Below are 19,242 nucleotides of genomic sequence, written 5' to 3' on the forward strand. Positions count from 1 at the left end.
CCGATTTGGTGTCGATAACTTGGGTTACAGGGTGCCGGCGCATGACGACGACAGTTTCGGTTAAGCACAGCCTCACATTGCGGTTCCTCAGCCGAGCAGATCGTTGTAGAAGGCCAGCCCCATCAATCCTGTTAGTAGCGCTAAACCGATGTATTGGCCTGCGGCCATTGCACGTGTACTGAGTGGGCTGCCTTTGAGCAATTCGATAGCGTAATACAGCAGATGCCCCCCATCCAATATTGGGATTGGAAACAGATTGATGATCGCCAAGCTGAGTGATAGCAACGACAGAAAATAAATAAACCAACCCACTCCCCGTTTGGCCGAGGCGTTGGCGATTCTGGCGATGCTGATTGGACCAGAGATATTTTTCGCAGAGGCTTGTCCAGTGATGATCCGCTTCATCATTCCGAATGAATCAGTTGTCATCTGAACGGTCTCGCGGATTGCCAGTGGCACAGCCGCAAGTACGCCGTAGCGTTGTTGACTGTCGAAAGCTGGTACCGGTCCTGGACTAATCTTGACACCGAGTAACCAGATGCCTTGCGCTGATTTACGTGGCCTTAGCTCTAGCGCCAAGCGTTCTTCACCACGCTGGATCTCTATCATTCCCGAGTGCCCGTCGTGGCCGAGTTTTTGAATTTGGTTGTATAGGTCTTCGGTAGAAAGAGTCTGTTGTCCATCCACTGCCAGTACGGTATCCCCGGGTTTCAGGGTTCCTTCGGCGATCGAACCCGGCTCGACCTTTGCGATGATTGGTGGCTGCAACATGAATTGCCAGTTTAGGCCAGCCAGTGTCGTCACGCGCCGCTCATCGAAATGCTGCTTCAGCTTTGATAATTCCAGGACGTGCTCACTGTGCTTGCCGTACAGGTCGATAACGCGCAAAACCGTGTCTTGCTTGTCCAGCGCTGCGGTGGTCAGTAACATGCTTGCTTCGGTCCAGCTGGTGACCTGACGACCATCGACTGCGGTGATGCGATCTCCGGGGTGGAGCCCGGCTTGTGCAGCAAGATGCTCGACGCGGCCCACGGTTGCCGAATAGTCTTCCTTACCGATCACGAACAGTGCCCATAGCAGCAGCATGCATAGCAATAGGTTGGCGAGCGGTCCGGCGGCGACGATCGCGATGCGCTGCCACACCGATTTGCGGTTGAATGCTTGGTTACGCTCAGCCACTGTGACATCAGCCTCGCGTTCATCCAGCATCTTCACGTATCCACCCAGTGGGATTGCACCAATCACGAATTCGGTACCCGCGCTATTGCGGCGTGACCAAAGTGGTGTGCCGAAGCCAACTGAAAAGCGCAGAACTTTTACACCACAGCGGCGTGCCACCCAGTAATGACCGAATTCGTGGAACGTTACCAGTACACCGAGACTGACAATCATCCACCAGACAGATCCTAAAAAATCACCCATAAGATTTTATATTGATACTTGCGTATAGAGTTAGACGGGGAGGGGGTGCTGGGCGAGTGCTGCGTGTGTAATACGACGGGTTTCTGTGTCTACGGTCAGCAGGGTCTCCAAGGTGTCGGCATCGTGACGAGGAAGTGTGGCCAGCGCATGTTCGATCAGTACTGGAATCGTTAGGAAACCGATGCGCCCCTGAAGAAATGCTGAAACAGCGACTTCATTAGCAGCGTTTAGCACCGCTGGGGCTGTGCCACCAGTGCGCATGGCGTCCCGTGCCAGACGCAGGCATGGAAATGTTTCTGTGTCCGGGGGCTCAAAGTCCAACCTGTTGTGGGTCAGCAAGTCCAAACCCGGCACTCCGGAATCGATTCGCTCTGGCCAGGAGAGGCCGACGGCGAGAGTGGTACGCATGTCTGGCAGGCTTAACTGAGCAAGCGTTGAACCATCGACAAACTCCACCAGAGAGTGCACTAAACTCTGTGGATGCACTAGCACTTCGATATGTTCGATAGGTAGCCCGAACAGATGGTGAGCTTCGATCACTTCCAAGCCTTTGTTCATCAGTGTAGCTGAGTCTACCGATATCTTTGGTCCCATCGACCACTTTGGGTGTGCCATTGCTTGGGTGGGAGTGATATTGGCCAGCATAGTGCGGTTGTGGCCGCGGAATGGACCACCAGAAGCGGTCAAGGACACACGACGCACACCATCTGTAGTACGTGAACGCAGGCATTGAAAAATTGCGTTGTGTTCGCTGTCGATCGGTATGATCTCCGCACCACTGATGCTGGCCTCACGCATCAGCAGCATTCCGGCCAGGACCAGCGATTCTTTGTTGGCTAGCAACAGGCGTTTGCCGGCGCGTGCTGCAGCCAGCGTTGAAGAAAGACCAGCTGCTCCAACGATTCCTGCAACCACGGTATCGCAAGCGGCGCTGGAGACCAGTTCTGCTAATGCTGCTTCCCCAGCGTGCGCTTTGGTGGTTAAACCGGCGGTATTCAGACCCTCGCGCAGAGTGGGGTAGAGCGTTAAATCCCCAATCACCGCGTGGTCCGGACGATGTGTGCGGCACAGTGTCAACAGTGTATCGACGCGGCGGCCAGCAGCCAGCAGGCTTGCGTGCAACCGCCTGGGGTGGCGTGTGATCACATCTAGTGCTGCGCCCCCAATCGAGCCCGTGGCGCCGAGCACGGCGACGTTGTGGATTGCTTTAGTCATGCTCAGAAACCGAAGATGTCCTTCCCCAGTGCGAACACCGGAAGTGCGGCGAGCGTGCTGTCGATCCGGTCTAGAACACCGCCGTGGCCTGGGATCATGCTCCCAGAGTCTTTGACGCTGGCGTGGCGCTTAAGCAGGCTTTCGAACAAATCCCCGATGACCGAAGCCAGGATCGCCACGAATGCAACTAGCAATAATGCCGGGAGTTGGACGAAGGTTACGCCATTCAATAGGCCAAAACCAACCGCTGTTACCAAGCCGGTGAATATGCCGCCAAGGAGGCCTTCCACGGTTTTGTTGGGACTGATCCTTGGTGCCAGTTTGTGCTTACCGAAGAGTCGTCCAGCAAAATAGGCACCTGAATCGGTGGCCCATACCATTGCCTGAGCAGTCAGCAGCCACAAGTGGGCATGCATGCTTTCTGGAAATGCTGAGCCAGGTTTATTGCCTGAGTGCAGTAGGACCAAAGCAGACCAAGCTGGAATGACCGCTAACGTGCCCGCAGTGAGCTTCAGCATTTTTGAGCCGGGTTGGTCAGGATCAGTGCAGAATCCGAAGAATCGCAGCCATAACAAAGCCAGCATCCACCAGCCGACACCAGCCAGCGTGGCGATTTGGAACAGTACCAGTGAGTTAGCTGAAGACCAGACCAATAGCACCATTAAGAGCAGGTTCAGTGCCAGCAGTGCGGTGCGTACCAAGGTATCCTCTACCCAGGACAATTTCATCCATTCCCATAGGCCCCACAGGAACACGATTGCTGCTAATGATGCCAGCCAAGCAGTCGGTAAAAGTAGGATCGAGCAGATTGCGACAGATGCCATGATCAGTGCGGCAATGGCACGGATTCGGTTCATGCGGACGTTGTCTCTTGTACCCGCTTGGCAATTTGTGCATTCGTTAGACCGAAGCGACGTTCGCGACTGGCGTAGTCGTCCAGAGCTTGTTGCAACACTGTGGAGTCGAATTCTGGCCACATCACGTCGGTGAACCACAGCTCGGTGTAGGCGAGCTGCCACAGCAAGAAGTTACTGATGCGAATCACCCCACTGGTGCGGATGAACAGGTCGGGCGGTGGCAGATCAGCCAGTGCCATGCGTTGTCCAAGCACATCCTCGTCGATTTGCTCTGGTTTCAACTGTCCGGCAGCCACGTCCTGGGCAAGTGCGCGTGCAGCCATAGCAATGTCCTGCCGGCCACCGTAGCTGGCAGCGAGTGACAGTATCAAGCGTTGGTTGCCAGCTGTCAGGTGTTCAGCCTTGGTCATATGTTCGACGATCGCTATGTCGAAGCGCGTGCGCTCGCCTATAAAGCGTACTTGTACACCGCGTCGGTGCAGTTCTTCGATCCCGCGGTCAAATAATTTGATGGACATTTCCATCAAAAAGTTGACTTCCTCGGGTGGACGGTTCCAGTTTTCGCTGGAGAATGCGAACAATGTCAACATCCCGATCCCTTTGTCCAGGCAGAAATCGACGGTGCGCAGGGCTGCCCGTACACCAGCGCGATGGCCGATTGTGCGTGGCCGGGACCGGCGTTCTGCCCAGCGGCCATTACCATCCATGATGATGGCTATGTGGCGGGGAAGTTTGGGATTCATAGGCATGGTGTTGATCTGCATGTTCAGACTGTCATCAATTCCTGTTCTTTGGACTTGACTACTTCATCCACATTTTTGATTGCTTTATCGGTCAGCTTCTGGATGTCCTCTTCACTGTGGCGTACCTCGTCCTCAGTGATTTGCTTGTTCTTCAGCATATCCTTAATTTGCTGGTTGGCGTCGCGGCGGATGTTGCGGATTGCGACTTTGGTGTCCTCTCCATCGTTGTGTACGACTTTTGTGAGTTCTTTGCGGCGTTCCTCGGTGAGTGGTGGCAGGTTGAGGCGGATTAATGTGCCGACGACGGTTGGCGTCAGGCCGAGGTCGGAAGCATAAATGGCTTTCTCGACTTCCTTCGACATGTTCTTGTCGAACAGCGTGATGACCAATGAGCGCCCTTCTGAGACACTGATGCTGGCGATCTGATTCAGTGGTGTATCGGTGCCGTAGGCCTTGATTTTGATGCCATCTAACAGTGACGGTGAAGCCCGGCCAGTACGGAGAGATGCCAGGGAGTTGCGCAGAGTGTCGATGCTCTTTGTCATGCGATCCTGAGCGTCGTGTTTGATTTGGTTGAGCATCGCCTAAACGTTAATGATAAACCGTAGTTGAGCGATTATAGCTGGGACTGGTGCTTAGGGTTGAACCGAGCTGTTTTTCTGGTGAATCTCAAAGCGTTCTGAAAGTAGATGAAACGATGGCGTTGTAGGTGCCACTCTCGACGCCAGCTGCTCTGATCGAACTTGACTGCCGGACATGCCCCCCTCCCTTACTGCTTGCCTTCAAAACTTCATCACTCTGCTGCGGCGTTGCTGAAGACAGTTGAAACTGAAATGAAGTGCTGTGTTGCAGTGGTGCGACGAGATGTTCTGTTCGCCCCAGTGGTAGTGAGTATTCGAGCGGACAGCAGTTCTCGTCGTGTTGGAGTTGATCGTGCTGGTTATGTAGGGAGTGTGTGCCTCCCCATATGTGTTGTACGCGATGCTCAGTAGCGTGGGACTGATAGTCCTGTACATGTGCTGATGTGGTACAGCACTGGACATGAACAGCGATGATTATTGAATAGCGCACCTCTTGGTGAACAGCCTCTGTTGAGGTGACGGCTGCGTATTTCGAAGGGCTGTCGAGTGACGTACTGTCGGTGGAACCCATTGAGATCGTTTTGGGATGCCGCGGTGTGGTCTGTGATGAATACGATGTTGGCTTCAGCCTATGTCACCCCTGGACTATCCCTGGTCCAGGGGTAGAACATGGATTGCACAGCCAGATCAGGTTCTTTGCCATTAATCGGTTGGGACTATTAGTTTTTTGTTTGCATATAATTTGCATATAAGTACCGGGCTTGCTGCTGGAGGAATCAGCGTACTGCCATAAGCATTCGGACAGGGCATCTCCATGTAGTGGTGGGCATCAGTGACGCTGCAGCGATGTTGACACTGTTGCAGAACGATCTGCGGTAATGCGGCAATGATGGCGGTATCTGCTGCTAATCCGGAGGCGCCGCCTCAATAGCCGGTTACATGCAGACACGATGCCAGGCCCAGGATGTGGACTGCGGAGTATCACCCAATCCCACATTTCCGCTATCAGCGGCAATTCACCAAGCAGGTAATCAAAGATTTTGTTGTGACCCATGAGCGACGACAGTATTTTGTGCCACAGTATTTGGGTGAGATGACATACGTCGCAGTGCAGTCATTTCCAGTGATGTACAGGTTGTGCTTTGCCGAGTTTGGCAAAATGCGCTTAAAGCATTGGTATAATTCAATAGCTGTCTTGGAATACAAGGATTTCGATTCTGTCATTTGCCAGAATGGATGATGGCCAGTGCGGCTGAATTGATGTCGTCTTTCATCGCTGATGTTTAGGCGTTTAACTTCATTGATCCTGGCTACAACCATGTAATTGATTACAAATACATGTTTATTCAGTGGTGCGTCTGCTTGATTGATGTGCATGCACTTAAGCACTTTTCGTTGATACAGTATTTGCGGCGATATCGTTGCTGGTCTGAATATCGTTGGCTTCATCAGTGACTATCGTGGTAGCCCATGGGTTAATTTCGATTTGGAACTGTCGTGCAAGCACAGGCACTTGGACATAATTCGAGTGAGATTTGTACAAGGACTCAACGATGATTGGGCTGTGATCATGGTCTGGGACACACAGCATGATCACCTGTTTCTGGAGGTGTCCGTGCAGAGTATGTACATGATGTGATGTGCCACACCCCTGGGTGTGGATCGTAGTAGTGAAATATTCAAGTACAGCAATGCTACAGGGATGGCTCAGTACGCTACTGCTAGCCAGAAACCCAGTTGATATACAGAATATCCTCGATTTTTTATTGCTTGACTGCCCTATGATCCGCTACAACGGATTCTGGATCGATTTCAAAATGATCGCTTAGATTGTTGCGTCGAGGTTGATCCATTCGCACGTATGCTTGTATTGCTCGAAGATTAGTCTCTGCTATCCGGAGGACTTGACATCCGTTCGCTGGTTCCTCCTATATGGAGCAAGCGAAACGTCTGCACCAGTATGCGATGAGTACAGTGCAGGTGTTTGTTTTTAATCTGCTAATCACATCCAAGCATGCCAAACTACTCGATCCGGCCAAGCGAGTGATGAACCACTCTTTCGGTATGCGATGGTTGCGCTGAGAGAAACTTTTTCTTGTCGGTAATGCCTAAAGAACAGAATATGGGCGTAAGCGTGAGGGAGATCAGGTGAATTTTAACAAAACTTATTTTTGTTTATCCGACTTCTGTCCGAGTTTCATCACTATACATGGATGCGTGTTAATCAAGAATCGTTATTCAGATCGAGTGGGTAGTTGGATGGTTTGCCTGCTGCATATTCATTGTTCACCCAACTACATTTATGACTGTTATTCCGAAGTTACGTCCACTCTTACATCTTTTTCTATGATTGAATTCAATCGTGTTAATGGAGTTTGCGGTTGTTCAGTATGCTGTAGGAGTTTCGCTTGTTCATTGCAATGGGTCAGTGCACTGTAATCTTCAATCCAAACGACTTTTAAAAATTGTCTTTATTATCCAGCCGAATTACGTGTGGCTTATACGCACTCATGTGCTTGGCAGGGGCGACGCATCGATAAACCTGCCAAGTTAAGAGTTGCGGTAGCTCGATTGGTTGGGCACACACTCGGATATTATCAGAGCAGATAATAACTACTTCGGTCCGTACGTGGAGCGTAAGGTATTATGGAGTGTTTTTTCTACGATACGTGGTGGTACCTCACTGCACTGTGAAATCACAAAATATGCTTGCATGTCAGCGGCGCGTTGATGCTGGTATGTGTGATGTTGTTGTGACACGCCCCTTGTGTTTAGCTATCAGCTCATGACGTGTGCTGCGTTGTTGATTGTGCATGTTAGTCAATCGTCCCTTCCCACGTTGTGCTAGACGAACTGTCCAGCAGTCCGGAAGGGATTGCACCTCCACCCCTGTTCGTTGCCATGCATCATGCATATAGTATGGAAAAGCATTTCTCTGGTGTTAGTGATTCACCATAAATGGGGGGGGGGGGCTCCATTAGTGGCGGACGCGTTTTTGCTGACGGTCCGCGCGTAGCACTAATATGTACGATGTGTTGCTATTGGCGGTATTTGATAGGCCAGTGAGGGCGCAGTGTATGGTTACTTGGTCGCTATCGGATACTGACTGTGGTGCAACCTTGAGAGGGCTCCCCTAAGTTTAGACGGATGACTTGGCAGTGTGCGCATTGATCAGAACTTGTAGTTGATTGAAGCCGAAAGTAAGTCGGCATTTACGTTATAATCACCGGCCAAGGTGCTACCTGTTGAGCTAATTTGCGCTACAGTCGGATTGCTGATAAACAGGTGCGCATAGCCGATGTTAAAATCTGTTTGCTTCGATGGTTTCCAAGTCAGGCCGAGCGAGAACCAAGTGCGACTGTTGTCCGGCACGCGTACGCCGCGGTACTTGGCGGTGGTTGGTGTCTGGTCATAACCCAAGCCGCCGCGCAGAGTCAACATTTCGCTGCACCGATAGTCGGTTCCTAGCCCAACAAAAGTGCTGTCCCGATAGGAGAAGTTCAGCACGTTGTCGGGCTGATTTGATCCAAAGTCAATGGTCACTTTGTCGAACTTGCTCCAGGCAGTGCGAGTCATCTCAGCCATCACTGACCATCGGTCGTTAATGGTATGAGTGAAGCTCGCTGTTGCGCTGGCAGGCAGGCGGATCGTGGCCTTGCCTTTTGTATTGATGAATGTCCCCGGTGCAGCGACCGCCAGCACTGCAGCAGCGTTGCTAGGCACAGTAAAGTTGACGTTGCCGTTGTCGATTTTGTGTTCAACCTGAGAGCGGTAGCTGAAGCCAAGATGGGTGTTCTCATCGACGCTGAACAAGCCACCCAGCGTGAAGCCTCCTCTGGTATTGTTGCCTTTGATATGTGAGTAGCCATCGGCACTACCCGGGGCAAAGCTTGGTACACCAAGCGAAGCGAGAATGCTGCCGAAGTCGATTGCATTACTCAAATCCACGCTGAGACGCTCCGCAAACACTGCACCGCCGAACGACACGTATGGGTTGATGTCATAGGAAAGGGCTACGCCTAGGTCAATTGCTTGTAACTTGCTATTGATGCCTTGATAGCGTCCGGTCCAGTTGCGGCCATATTTGGTACTGAAACCGAACGGTACGTTGAGCGATGTCCCCAAATGTAAGTTGTTGTTATCTCCAAAAGGTATATGGAAATAGGACACAGGCAGCAGCGCCACCATGCCGGCATCACCACCATTGTCGCCGCTGATTGAGCTACCATTGCTGTAAACCCCTGGGGCCCCACGATACTTGGCGGAAAATCTGACCGTGCTCAGATCGGCTTGGAATTGTCGGCCGTCTAATTGGCGCATGCCAGCCGGGTTGTTGACGATGATGGCTGCGTCGCCCGAGGCACTTGCCGCGCCTGCGAACGAACGGCCCAGAGCCTTGGCACTGTTTTCCTTTAATTGGAAGGCAGCGGCGTGAGCTTGACTCACGTAAAGCACGCTAGCGATTGAAGTAAGGCGAATTACAGTAAAAACGCTTCTAATCATGCGGTGTTCTCCTGTTGAAAGACCTCTGCTTGGGTGTGTCTTAGGTGCCTGTTTTGCTATCTGGCTAAAACTAGTCAGTAGATGCCTGAGTCCCTTTCGATGGACTTATTGATGCTGTACTGCAAGTACACGTGAGATGCTAACTACAATATAGTAGGCGATTGTAGGTATACGGAATTGGTGATCGTTCCCAAGTTGGTATTGTGCCAACCTATGTTTGTATCTATTCCTTCACGCAATCGACCGATTTGGCGTTGGGCGGTCCCATTGCTTTTTGTCGCTGTATCGATCACTTTCCTGTGGTCGATCTGTAGGCCAGGACAAGCACGCAGTACGCTGTGGCTGGATTGGGGGGCACTGTCGGGTGGCTTCTCTCGTCCACGTGACTTGTGGGCAACCTTGCAAGGCGGCAGTTTGATGCGTCTGTTTACCGCCCTGTTTCTCCACGCCGACTGGGCTCATTTGTTAGGTAACCTCGTGTTCCTGCTGATCTTTGGGTTGCCAGCCGAACGCATCCTCGGGTCGTGGCGGTTACTGTTGCTGTTTCTGCTTGGCGGCGCATTGGCTAACTTGGCTGCAGTATTGACCATCGGTAGCCCGAATCACGTGATTATCGGCGCTTCTGGTGCAGTTTCGGCGCTCATCGGTAGTTACTTGGCGTTGTTTCCAGGAGCTAAGTTAGGAGTGGTATTGCCGTTGGGTCTATTTCTAGAGTTTATCCGGGTTCCAGCGCCTCTTCTCATCGGAGTTTGGGCGCTGCTGCAGGTAGTATTTGCCTACACTGGCCCGGCTTTGGGTATGGTAGCTTGGTCGGCGCACCTGGCAGGGTTTGTATCTGGTGTTGTCTACGGGGGCTGTGTACGCGCGGCAATTGTGCGGCGGCTGCGTCAGCGACACGGGTTCTGAACGTGTGCCCACCGTGGTGGCAATATGCGTAGCACTACATGAAATGTATAGCCAACCGAAGAAGAAGGGACAACAGATGGCCGTATAATGCATCGCATGTCAAAAACGCTGTACAAAATTACTTTCGTCAATCATGGCAAGCTTTATGAGTTGTATGCGCGACGCGTGATCAGCAGTCATCTATGGGGTTTCAACGAGATCAGCGAGTTGGTGTTTGATATGCATGGCGGGCTTGTGGTCGATCCCATTGAGGAACAGTTGCGCTATGAGTTTGCCAACACTAAAACTTTGCATCTGCCAATGCAGAGCATCGTGCGTGTCGAAGAAGTGGATAAGAAAGGCCAGTCTGTTATTCGTGATGCGGATACTGGTGAGAAGGTTGTGACCCCTTTTCTGGCACCATTCAAACCACGCTGATGTCAATGATTATGTTGTCGCTGATGTGGTTAGGGCACGCAATACTTTTTCTTTCGTAAACTATCGATATAGTTTTTATCATTCAAATGCCATTGGTGGTCAGAGTGATTGTATTGCGTGCAGGTGAGGATTGAGAGATACCCAATACAGATCGAACATGGGTGTTCTCATCACATGTTTTGTGTGTTTTTCTGCTCGATATCACACGTGCAGTACTGCCATAGATGAGATATCTCTATGATGTTTGTTTCACTGACTGATAAATCCATTGATTTCCACGGCTCCCTTACATTTCATCTGGATCTGCAACAAGGGCGAGAAAACGATCAGAGTTGAACTCGTATTGCGGTAGCTTATAGCGCCGCCCATATCATACAGAGCAATGTATCACTCAATATATTCACGCGCACCCGCTCATAGCAATCGAACGGTGTTCATTTGTTTGAATATGTAGTGCCATGATCAACCTGGGTTATGCAACTGTATGGACCGGCACTCAAACCGTCTTACTTAAGGATCAACGTCGTAAGACATGGTGGGTAGCGGGAGCTATGTATTTCCCCTTATCTATATCAATGAACTGTGAGAATTGCTTTTCAGGATGTTTTTGAATACATGTGGATTAGTACGGAATGCCCACTTTTGAATCAGGTGGACCGATACAGGAGAGAAATATTGTGTATTTTCCGATACCGAATCTGCGTCCTCTTCTGGGCAGACACAGTGTTAGGCAATGTGTGATAATGACCAACGGTGAAGTCGGCTGGGCAGCCGCGTCATCCGAGAGGATGCCGAGGAAAGTCCGGGCTCCATAGGGCAAGGTGCCAGGTAATACCTGGGCGGCGTGAGTCGACGGAAAGTGCAACAGAAAGATACCGCCAATGTTCCTTTACAGGATTTGGTAAGGGTGAAATGGTGCGGTAAGAGCGCACCGCGAGTCCGGTGACGGACCGGCACGGCAAACCCCACCTGGAGCAAGACCAAATAGGGATCCGATGGTGTGGCCCGCGCTGGATCCGGGTAGGTTGCTTGAGCACCGTGGTGACACTGTGCCTAGATGAATGGCTGTCCATGACAGAACCCGGCTTATAGGCCGGCTTCACCGTTTCCCCATTAATAATGTGTGCGGTTAACTTCCCAAGTTTTGTTCGCTGATTAAATCAATGCCATGCAGCGATCAGACCCGATGACGGTCTGTATCTGATCAGAGAACTGCAACGTTGTACTCACATCTTCGGCTGCAAATGTCCAGTTGGCCTCAAAGCGTGATCGGTAAAGTTAAAGTTTGTGTCGTGCGCCACGGAATTTTTTATCGCCCGCATAGACGGCTGGTATCTGAATATTTGTAGATTTTCACATCGCTTTGGATCAGCTGCTCCAACTTAATGCTGGGTATTATCTACTTCGTGACCAGGGGAGGCTGGCTGTGTCTGACAGTGGTGATCAATAAAAACATTGATATGTTGGTCAATTCCATGTTTCCCCGTATCAGTTTTGAAGATTTGCTATCACTTTCAAAGCCATCAGACAAAATCACCCAAGTAGATCGGACACCAATTCAATCAGCCTGATTCACTAAATTGACGAGTTCCTCCTTGTCGAAACCAGCGAGTAACCGTGCTTCCAGATTGAATGGTTGATGCAAGTATCCTCTAGCATACTCGCGCAAAAGTACTTTGAAATGCGTATATGGCTCCACACCAATGTGTGTGCAGTACCAGCGATACCAGCGTGAGCCAGCTGCGACGTGAGCCACCTCTTCACGCAGGATAATTTCTAAGATGTCGGCGGTGGCGTCATCGCCCAACGCGCGTAGCTTAGCGATCATCCCTGGAGTCACATCCAGGCTGCGTGCTTCCAACACCCTTGGTACCAATGCCATGCGTGCTAGACCGTCATGTGCAGTTTTCTCGCACATTTCCCACAGGCCATTGTGTGCATCGAAGTCGCCGTAGTCGTAACCGAGGGCATGTAATCGCCCACGTAGCAGTGTGAAATGACGCGATTCGTCATCGGCCACATTCACCCAGTCGGCATAAAATGCTTGCGGCAAGCCGCGAAAGCGGTAAACCGCGTCCCAAGCCAAGTCGATCGCATTCAGTTCAATGTGTACGATTGCATGCACAAATGCGGCACGCCCTGCGTTGCTGCCCAGGCCACGCTGTGGTAGTGCGCGCGGATGCACTAGATGCGGTCGTGCCGGGCGCCCTGGCATGGCGATCGGCACCGGAGGCGGTGCTTCAGTTGGTAGTTTAAGCTGTCCCAGGCGAAACGCGGCAGCGTAGTGATGGGTTAATGCGACCTTCGCCTCCGGGGCGGCGGCCCGCAAGCAGGCCCAGGCGGCTTGCAACAGATCCACAGTGTTCCCTTATTTCGGATGCTAGCGCATATTGCTCTGATAGTTTGCATCATAGCTAGCGGCTCGAACCATGTCAGGCCATTGGTGCCAAGTAGATGCGTGTTTATGCATTCCTTGGGTGCGACGAAGACAAAGATTTCATAATTCACACGCTTAAGAGTTGGACTTGTAACGATGTCGCACCGGTCTTCATCGCTTATTTGCCGCAGTAATGGGTTTGAGATCACTATTAAAACTAATTAATTCGTCTCCTCCACTTTTTCAGATATCTATTTTCATGGACAGTGTGCTTCCCAGAAATCTGGGGCAGGAAAGATCTGGCAGGTAGTCGTTGAAGGGATGTCGCATCACTCTGCTGCGGCGTTGCTGAAGACAGTTGAAACTGAAATGAAGTGCTGTGTTGCAGTGGTGCGACGAGATGTTCTGTTCGCCCCAGTGGTAGTGAGTATTCGAGCGGACAGCAGTTCTCGTCGTGTTGGAGTTGATCGTGCTGGTTATGTAGGGAGTGTGTGCCTCCCCATATGTGTTGTACGCGATGCTCAGTAGCGTGGGACTGATAGTCCTGTACATGTGCTGATGTGGTACAGCACTGGACATGAACAGCGATGATTATTGAATAGCGCACCTCTTGGTGAACAGCCTCTGTTGAGGTGACGGCTGCGTATTTCGAAGGGCTGTCGAGTGACGTACTGTCGGTGGAACCCATTGAGATCGTTTTGGGATGCCGCGGTGTGGTCTGTGATGAATACGATGTTGGCTTCAGCCTATGTCACCCCTGGACTATCCCTGGTCCAGGGGTAGAACAGGGCATGTCGATGACAACAAAGCCAAGCAAGCGCCTTTACATGGGTATACCATCGTTTTTTAGCCCCCTGAGTTGCGGCCCTTGACCAAGGTGCCAATCTCCTCGCCGTGCAGGATGCGTAATAGCACGCCTGGTTGCTCGATGTCGAAGATGCGTAATGGTAGGTTGCTGTCACGTGCTAGTGCGAAGGCGGCGGTGTCCATCACTTCCAGGTTCTTAGAGATGACTTCGTCGTAAGTCAGCATGCTGTACTTGACTGCGTCGTCGTGCTTTTCTGGATCTTTGTTGTAGATGCCATCAACCTTGGTGGCCTTTAACAGCAAGTCTGCGCCGATTTCAATTGCGCGTAGCGCTGCACCCGAATCGGTGGTGAAAAACGGATTGCCAATGCCAGCTGCGAAAATTGTGATACGGCTCTTCTCCAAGTGGCGGATTGCACGGCGGCGTATGAAGTCTTCGCATACGTTGTTGATTCTGATCGCGCTCATCACTCGCACTTTGGCGCCGAGTTTTTCCAGTGCGTCTTGCATTGCCAATGCGTTCATTATCGTAGCTAGCATACCCATGTGGTCACCGGTCACGCGGTCCATCCCTTTGGCAGCCAGACCTGCGCCACGGAAGATGTTACCACCACCGAGGACCAAAGCTAACTCGGCACCAGCATTTTGCGCCTCAATGACTTCGCGCGCCAATCGGTTAATGACATTCGGATCAATGCCGTAGTCTGCATTCCCCATCAACGCCTCTCCTGAAAGTTTGAGAAGAACGCGGCGATAGGCGAGTTTGGACATGGGATATCTCGATTATTGAGGGGTAATTAAACAATCTAATTTTAACGGAGGCTCACATGTTGTGCGGCGGGCAAAGGAACAACAAAGCAAGTTTGGTGGAGATGTGTCATCAAATGAGGCACAAGCACCTATATGCAGTTATGCAGTTATTGTGCTTGACTTGGTACAGTGTTTTCTTTGGAAGTTTGCAAGGCGTGGCGATGCCAATGCAAACGACCTGATTGCCGCATACCGTCAGCTAAGTAAGCGTTAAAGAAATGGTAAGCGCCCTTGTTATAACACGTGATTGTGGTGTCGTGCTGCTTGAATTTTCACAGGAAGTGTTCGATCACATAACGGTGTCCTGACTATTTAAGGTTGCGCTTGTGGATATGTTGCACTTCGAGAAATCACGATGTGTTTTGATAAGACATGGCAGGTGCTTCCAAATACTAGGGAAGCACCCTTGAGCAATACAGTATCGTTTGGATGATTAGGTGATTATTATGTGATTTTTGTGCCGATACACTTGTTGTTGCTTGGTAACAATAGTGTGATTCATTTTTACTGATCTTCTTGAAAAGCTTGGTGATGTCATATGGATGATTTATCAAACGGTTGAGTTAAGGATTCAAGCATTCCTTAGTTTCTTGACTGAAACATGACATGCGCCCAGTTGGTACATCTGTGTCCCCGGCGAGATAATTCAAAACAACACTTGAGCGCTGTTTAAGGTTAATCCCCCCCCCCCCCCAACTGGTCATATATGTGCTTTCCTGGCAGTGCCGCACTGCTTAAGGACCATGCGGCTCGAGCCGGCAATGGCTCTGCCATCGGTATGTTTAAGATGAATTCGATAAAGAGCATCTATAAAAAAGTACGTTAAGTTGCTTATTTTTGACGCATAAAGCGTCAACGCTTATTTCAAACCAAGATGTGTAAGATGCCTTGTTGAGAAGGAGGTCTGTGCAAGGAGGTCTGTGCAGTGTTGATATGGCCGGTTTTTTCTCGAAAACAGTTCTTGCTTTGGGGAGGTCAGAACGACACATCTTGAGGAGGTTGGGAGGTGCTAATCTCGTTGAACAGGGCGGAGTCATCATCTAGTTTCACTTATCTGTGCAGGCGATGCCATCACCGATGTGGAGGTGTGTTCCACCGGCCGCCCACGCTCATGGTTGAGTGAAGCTTCACGGAACCGATGTAATGGCGTGAGTGTGACCGAATTTGGAGAGGAGCCGAAGCGATCTTGTCTACAAAGCAATGTCACGCTGAAGGAACTTAAGGCACAACAAGAACGGTTGCAGGGATTGTGTGCTTTCAGCATCCTGCGTAGATGGTAGCTACTCTGTCCATGTGTACCGCACAACAGCGTGTGTAGATGCTGAAGGTCGGGATGGTGCATCTCGATCGATGTGTCAGTGCAGCGTTGCACCAAGCTGAACGTTGTTGCAGCCAAATTTAAACCATCTCACCTTGATCATTGTGTGCATCCTGTGCGATTGCTAACAGTCTTTCACCACGGCTGGCATTGCTGTCCATCACTTAGGGAATGCCCAGTGTCGCTGGCAAGCCGATATCGCTGTGCCTACAGCTGGGATGAAGGAATAACAAGCCTACCTTGGTGCCATTGATGCGATGTGCAAGCCGAGCCAAACAGATCCAAGGTGCAGGGAGCACGATAAGTCCCCGCGTGTCGGCATGTTGTATAGCGGGTAGTGGGGAATGTGTGACGGGCAATCTCGTTCCGGTAACCATACAGTTTGAATCAGTGATGGTTGATGCGCGCAAGGTGGTAGATTCCGACACCTAGTACGCCTTTACGCAGATGGGATGGGATATCCAGGATCTGACCTTGTGCTTGCCGATAGCCTTCACTGCAATCTCCCAATGAGCGGCGGTTGCCAGCTAAGCCAATATCCCATACGGAGGTACTATGTTTTGCCAAAGATGCAGCCAGAACGTGGGTTGCCTTTGACTCCAACGCATCGGGTGTTGGCCAAACCGTGACTACTTGGTATACCAGGGGCGTACTGAATGTGATCGCCGTGCACGCAGTGCCGATCTGCCCCATTCGATGCGCATCTGATGCCAGTGCAGATGGAACCAGCTCACACGCAGCACAGTATTGTGGATATTAACTGGCGAGCACGGCCTGGATGTCAGGATGGTGTCTCTCTTGGCCCGCGTGGCTATCGAGCATTTCGGATCAGGCACAACCAGCAACGCTGTGGTGCTGTCATCTGTGAGGATCATTTGCGCCGATGACGACCAGTATCGTTACAAAGTCACGGCTGGTGACCGCTACAGTGGGGTGTGCATGGATGGAACTGACAAGAGTGGTACCGATCATCAATCAGTGTTGGTCGGTGAAAGTGGCAATGCTTACGTGTTTGCATGACAGCTCTAGCAGCAAAAAAGCAGCCCGCGAACAGGCCAAGGCCGCGTGAGACTGGCTCGACCCGGAATAGCTTCCCTTAATTGCACGCTTGCCCTTGGTGAGGCTGACCCACTGATTCGGAACCGAATTCGGATTCGGTAAACCCGGCATCGACCAAGTGTGTTGGCTTATTGCCAAGACTACGCATACTTTCAGCTGTTCCAGAGGCTTTACTACCGCAGCGGAACTGTGGGGGCTTGGAGCTAACTCACGTAGGGCATTAGGAGTGGATTTCTATTCTCTCGCAGGCAAGCAGACCTATCACCTGCAGTATTGTTTGACCGCGGCGATTATTTCTGCCGTTTTTTAATAACAGGGCTGCCACCAATGTAAATCGTCTTGGCGTTCTGGTTGCCATGCACAATCTGTCCGTGATTGGTACCACTGAATGTTACCTCATTGTTATGTGAAGAATGTCTCAAAAATCCGAGCATTCCCAACATGGCTGTCTTTATTTCTTCAGATGCTTCGCGGAATGACCGGGCAATCAACAATTCCTGAGGTGTGAATTCAGATACCGACGATGGGATGCCGGTCAGCACATAGCCCACGTCGACCCCTGCCTGTGCCACGGCAGCTAGGTAATTGGCATCGGGGAAGCGCTCACCCTTTTCGTAATGACTTTGTGCATTGCGTTTGACACTGGCCACTTCGGCCAGCTGGTTTTGATTCATTCCCAAGCGCTTGCGTTCACGTTGCAGACGTGCTCCAATTTCACTCGATTGAGTAATTATTTTTAATGATGAATCCATTTGGATTTAATTTAAGGCTGAGTTATATAGTTACTAAAAGTTTACTTAGGAGTGAGACGCGTGAAAGAACCTACTGTACGTACTCTTGAAGAAGCACGCCGCGATTTGGATAGACGAGGCATGTCGATTGCTGAATTTGCACGTCAGCATGGCCTGAATTACTGGATCACCTGCCAGGTGTTGCGTGGTTTGAGGAAAGGCAAGCGTGGTGAATCGCATCGTGCCGCTGTCCTGCTTGGCCTGAAAGAAGGGGTCATCGGAAACATGCTGCCATGAAGCCCACCCATGGTACGAGCATTGTGTATCTTCATGATGGTCCATGGTTGGCTCGTTAATTACACCGGTTGATATCGATCCGCAGTGCGCAAGCCTAAAGCTGCAACAGCCTCAGATGTGTCCATGCGTTTGTCGTCGATTCCCTGGAATACGGTTCTATCACCTGGCGCAATGCTCTCAACCCGGATATGTATGTGCCTCATCTCATCACCTGTTCGATGTTACGCATTATCAGTCGCCCTCCAGGAGATTCCTCATGCATCTGCATCATTACGTGGTCCAGACGCCCCACCGATACATCGTCCTGCACCAGGACCAACATCTGATTGCTGGCCAGCAATACTTGATCCAGCGTCGTGCCGCGCATCTTGTGGATCAGGATGCGCTACTACACAACAGCACGGTGATGATGGCGACACAGAAGTTGACCGAACACGACAATCCCGGACGTCATGTCGCTATCGATCTGGATCACAGCATCTTTCGCTTGGCGACTATCCACGACATCCAAAGCGACGTCCCTGATTCGCTGCCGCTGCTGGGGCTGTTGACCCCGCTTAAGGTGAGTGGGGCCGATAGTGGTGTTTCATGATCACGTTGCTACACGAAGATCTGCGTCACCTCGGCTTGCTCATGGACAGCACAGATGGCGTGCCCGCCATGATGCCCTTCAACGTCTAAACATGAGTGAAATCATGCGCTTGACATCCTCCGCAATGCAAGACGCTGCCCCTGGCAAGGAGTGTAAACACTGCAAAAGCAGCAGCATCTGTCCTCATCAGGCATCGCGGATTTTTTGTTCCTGGTTTCTGTGCTGGGAAGGCCATGAATTTAAAACCTTGCAAGGGGAAAGAAGTTCACTTGACTGTTCTAAGGTTTTTATCTTCCCAGATCCCACGCAGTCTGTGCGTAAGAACACAGCTGTACGGGGCATTGACTCGAACACAGATGCCTCCATGACGCATGATGCCGATGTGCCGGTGGATTCCGATGACCATCTTCCCGAAGATGAATTTCGGCGGTGGTGGCTTCTGTGCATCACGCGGAAGCAGATCGGCTATTTGCATGGCCGTCCAGACAGCTTGATCATCCTCGATCATCTTGCCGCGTTGGCTGATTTCCAAGCCGATGATGTGCATACGCTGATGGCGTGCTCGCGCTCTTTGCTGTCGCATACCAGCTTGACAGGATGTTGCTGA

Annotated in this window: 17 protein-coding genes and 1 other RNA gene; 8 read left to right on the forward strand and 10 right to left on the reverse strand. The window is 51.1% G+C overall.

Going from position 1 to position 19,242, the window contains the following annotated elements; genetic code table 11:
- Positions 1-87: 87 nt before the first annotated feature.
- Genes rseP through frr form a run of 5 tightly spaced genes read right to left on the reverse strand, consistent with a single transcriptional unit; the run spans position 88 to position 4,818 of the window.
- On the reverse strand, positions 88-1,422 hold the full coding sequence (gene rseP / locus PLS229_RS02085; protein WP_038272423.1) for an RIP metalloprotease RseP: 1,335 nt from the start codon (positions 1,420-1,422) through the stop codon (positions 88-90).
- Between the two features lie 30 nt (positions 1,423-1,452).
- Entirely contained in the window at positions 1,453-2,637 is a 1,185-nt protein-coding gene (gene dxr, locus PLS229_RS02090) for a 1-deoxy-D-xylulose-5-phosphate reductoisomerase (RefSeq protein ID WP_038272421.1), read from the reverse strand.
- Positions 2,638-2,639: 2 nt separating this feature from the next.
- Positions 2,640-3,494: a phosphatidate cytidylyltransferase gene (locus PLS229_RS02095; protein ID WP_038272419.1), complete on the reverse strand. Its 855-nt coding sequence runs from the start codon at positions 3,492-3,494 to the stop codon at positions 2,640-2,642.
- Entirely contained in the window at positions 3,491-4,258 is a 768-nt protein-coding gene (gene uppS / locus PLS229_RS02100; RefSeq protein ID WP_038272418.1) for a polyprenyl diphosphate synthase, read from the reverse strand. The genes PLS229_RS02095 and uppS overlap by 4 nt, the downstream gene beginning before the upstream one ends.
- A 2-nt stretch (positions 4,259-4,260) precedes the next feature.
- Positions 4,261-4,818: a ribosome recycling factor gene (frr, locus tag PLS229_RS02105; RefSeq protein ID WP_038272416.1), complete on the reverse strand. Its 558-nt coding sequence runs from the start codon at positions 4,816-4,818 to the stop codon at positions 4,261-4,263.
- 1,932 nt (positions 4,819-6,750) lie between these two features.
- On the opposite strand from frr, the gene PLS229_RS02110 reads away from it, so the two are divergent.
- Entirely contained in the window at positions 6,751-6,900 is a 150-nt protein-coding gene (locus PLS229_RS02110; RefSeq protein ID WP_162814083.1) for a hypothetical protein, read from the forward strand.
- A 1,089-nt stretch (positions 6,901-7,989) separates the two neighbouring features.
- Here PLS229_RS02110 and PLS229_RS02115 read toward each other — a convergent pair.
- Positions 7,990-9,321, reverse strand: coding sequence for an outer membrane protein transport protein (locus tag PLS229_RS02115; protein WP_051482394.1), 1,332 nt, complete (start codon positions 9,319-9,321; stop codon positions 7,990-7,992).
- A 213-nt stretch (positions 9,322-9,534) separates the two neighbouring features.
- On the opposite strand from PLS229_RS02115, the gene PLS229_RS02120 reads away from it, so the two are divergent.
- From PLS229_RS02120 to rnpB, 3 genes are all read left to right on the forward strand, one after another.
- Positions 9,535-10,227 carry a rhomboid family intramembrane serine protease gene (locus PLS229_RS02120; protein WP_038273064.1) on the forward strand — a complete coding sequence of 231 codons (693 nt, stop codon included), beginning with the start codon at positions 9,535-9,537 and terminating at the stop codon, positions 10,225-10,227.
- A 96-nt stretch (positions 10,228-10,323) separates the two neighbouring features.
- Entirely contained in the window at positions 10,324-10,644 is a 321-nt protein-coding gene (locus PLS229_RS02125) for a DUF1820 family protein (protein WP_038273062.1), read from the forward strand.
- A gap of 755 nt (positions 10,645-11,399) precedes the next feature.
- Positions 11,400-11,749, forward strand: an RNA gene (rnpB, locus tag PLS229_RS02130) — RNase P RNA component class A.
- A 453-nt stretch (positions 11,750-12,202) separates the two neighbouring features.
- On the opposite strand, the gene PLS229_RS02135 is transcribed toward rnpB, so the two are convergent.
- The 3 genes from PLS229_RS02135 to PLS229_RS02145 form a co-directional block, all read right to left on the reverse strand.
- Entirely contained in the window at positions 12,203-13,003 is an 801-nt protein-coding gene (locus PLS229_RS02135) for a ferritin-like domain-containing protein (protein WP_038273060.1), read from the reverse strand.
- An 864-nt stretch (positions 13,004-13,867) separates the two neighbouring features.
- Positions 13,868-14,599: a UMP kinase gene (pyrH, locus tag PLS229_RS02140; protein WP_038271995.1), complete on the reverse strand. Its 732-nt coding sequence runs from the start codon at positions 14,597-14,599 to the stop codon at positions 13,868-13,870.
- Between the two features lie 1,744 nt (positions 14,600-16,343).
- On the reverse strand, positions 16,344-16,523 hold the full coding sequence (locus PLS229_RS02145) for a hypothetical protein (RefSeq protein WP_160165204.1): 180 nt from the start codon (positions 16,521-16,523) through the stop codon (positions 16,344-16,346).
- A 219-nt stretch (positions 16,524-16,742) separates the two neighbouring features.
- On the opposite strand from PLS229_RS02145, the gene PLS229_RS02150 reads away from it, so the two are divergent.
- On the forward strand, positions 16,743-16,976 hold the full coding sequence (locus PLS229_RS02150) for a hypothetical protein (protein WP_038271999.1): 234 nt from the start codon (positions 16,743-16,745) through the stop codon (positions 16,974-16,976).
- Positions 16,977-17,305: 329 nt separating this feature from the next.
- Here the strand turns inward: PLS229_RS02150 and PLS229_RS02155 are convergent, their stop codons facing one another.
- Positions 17,306-17,767 carry a helix-turn-helix domain-containing protein gene (locus tag PLS229_RS02155; RefSeq protein ID WP_069636215.1) on the reverse strand — a complete coding sequence of 154 codons (462 nt, stop codon included), beginning with the start codon at positions 17,765-17,767 and terminating at the stop codon, positions 17,306-17,308.
- Positions 17,768-17,827: 60 nt separating this feature from the next.
- Between PLS229_RS02155 and PLS229_RS02160 the strand changes: the two genes are divergently transcribed.
- The 3 genes from PLS229_RS02160 to PLS229_RS02170 all read left to right on the forward strand — a co-directional run bounded on the left by PLS229_RS02160 (position 17,828) and on the right by PLS229_RS02170 (position 19,242).
- Positions 17,828-18,043: a helix-turn-helix domain-containing protein gene (locus PLS229_RS02160; RefSeq protein ID WP_038272001.1), complete on the forward strand. Its 216-nt coding sequence runs from the start codon at positions 17,828-17,830 to the stop codon at positions 18,041-18,043.
- A 256-nt stretch (positions 18,044-18,299) separates the two neighbouring features.
- Positions 18,300-18,635, forward strand: a complete 336-nt coding sequence (locus tag PLS229_RS02165; RefSeq protein ID WP_038272003.1) for a hypothetical protein — start codon at positions 18,300-18,302, stop codon at positions 18,633-18,635.
- A gap of 91 nt (positions 18,636-18,726) precedes the next feature.
- Positions 18,727-19,242 (forward strand): hypothetical protein, encoded by a 516-nt coding sequence (locus PLS229_RS02170; RefSeq protein WP_038272005.1) that lies wholly within the window; start codon positions 18,727-18,729, stop codon positions 19,240-19,242.

Origin of the sequence: Xylella taiwanensis (genome assembly GCF_013177435.1) — a bacterium.
In the GTDB taxonomy this organism is placed as follows: Bacteria; Pseudomonadota; Gammaproteobacteria; order Xanthomonadales; family Xanthomonadaceae; genus Xylella; species Xylella taiwanensis.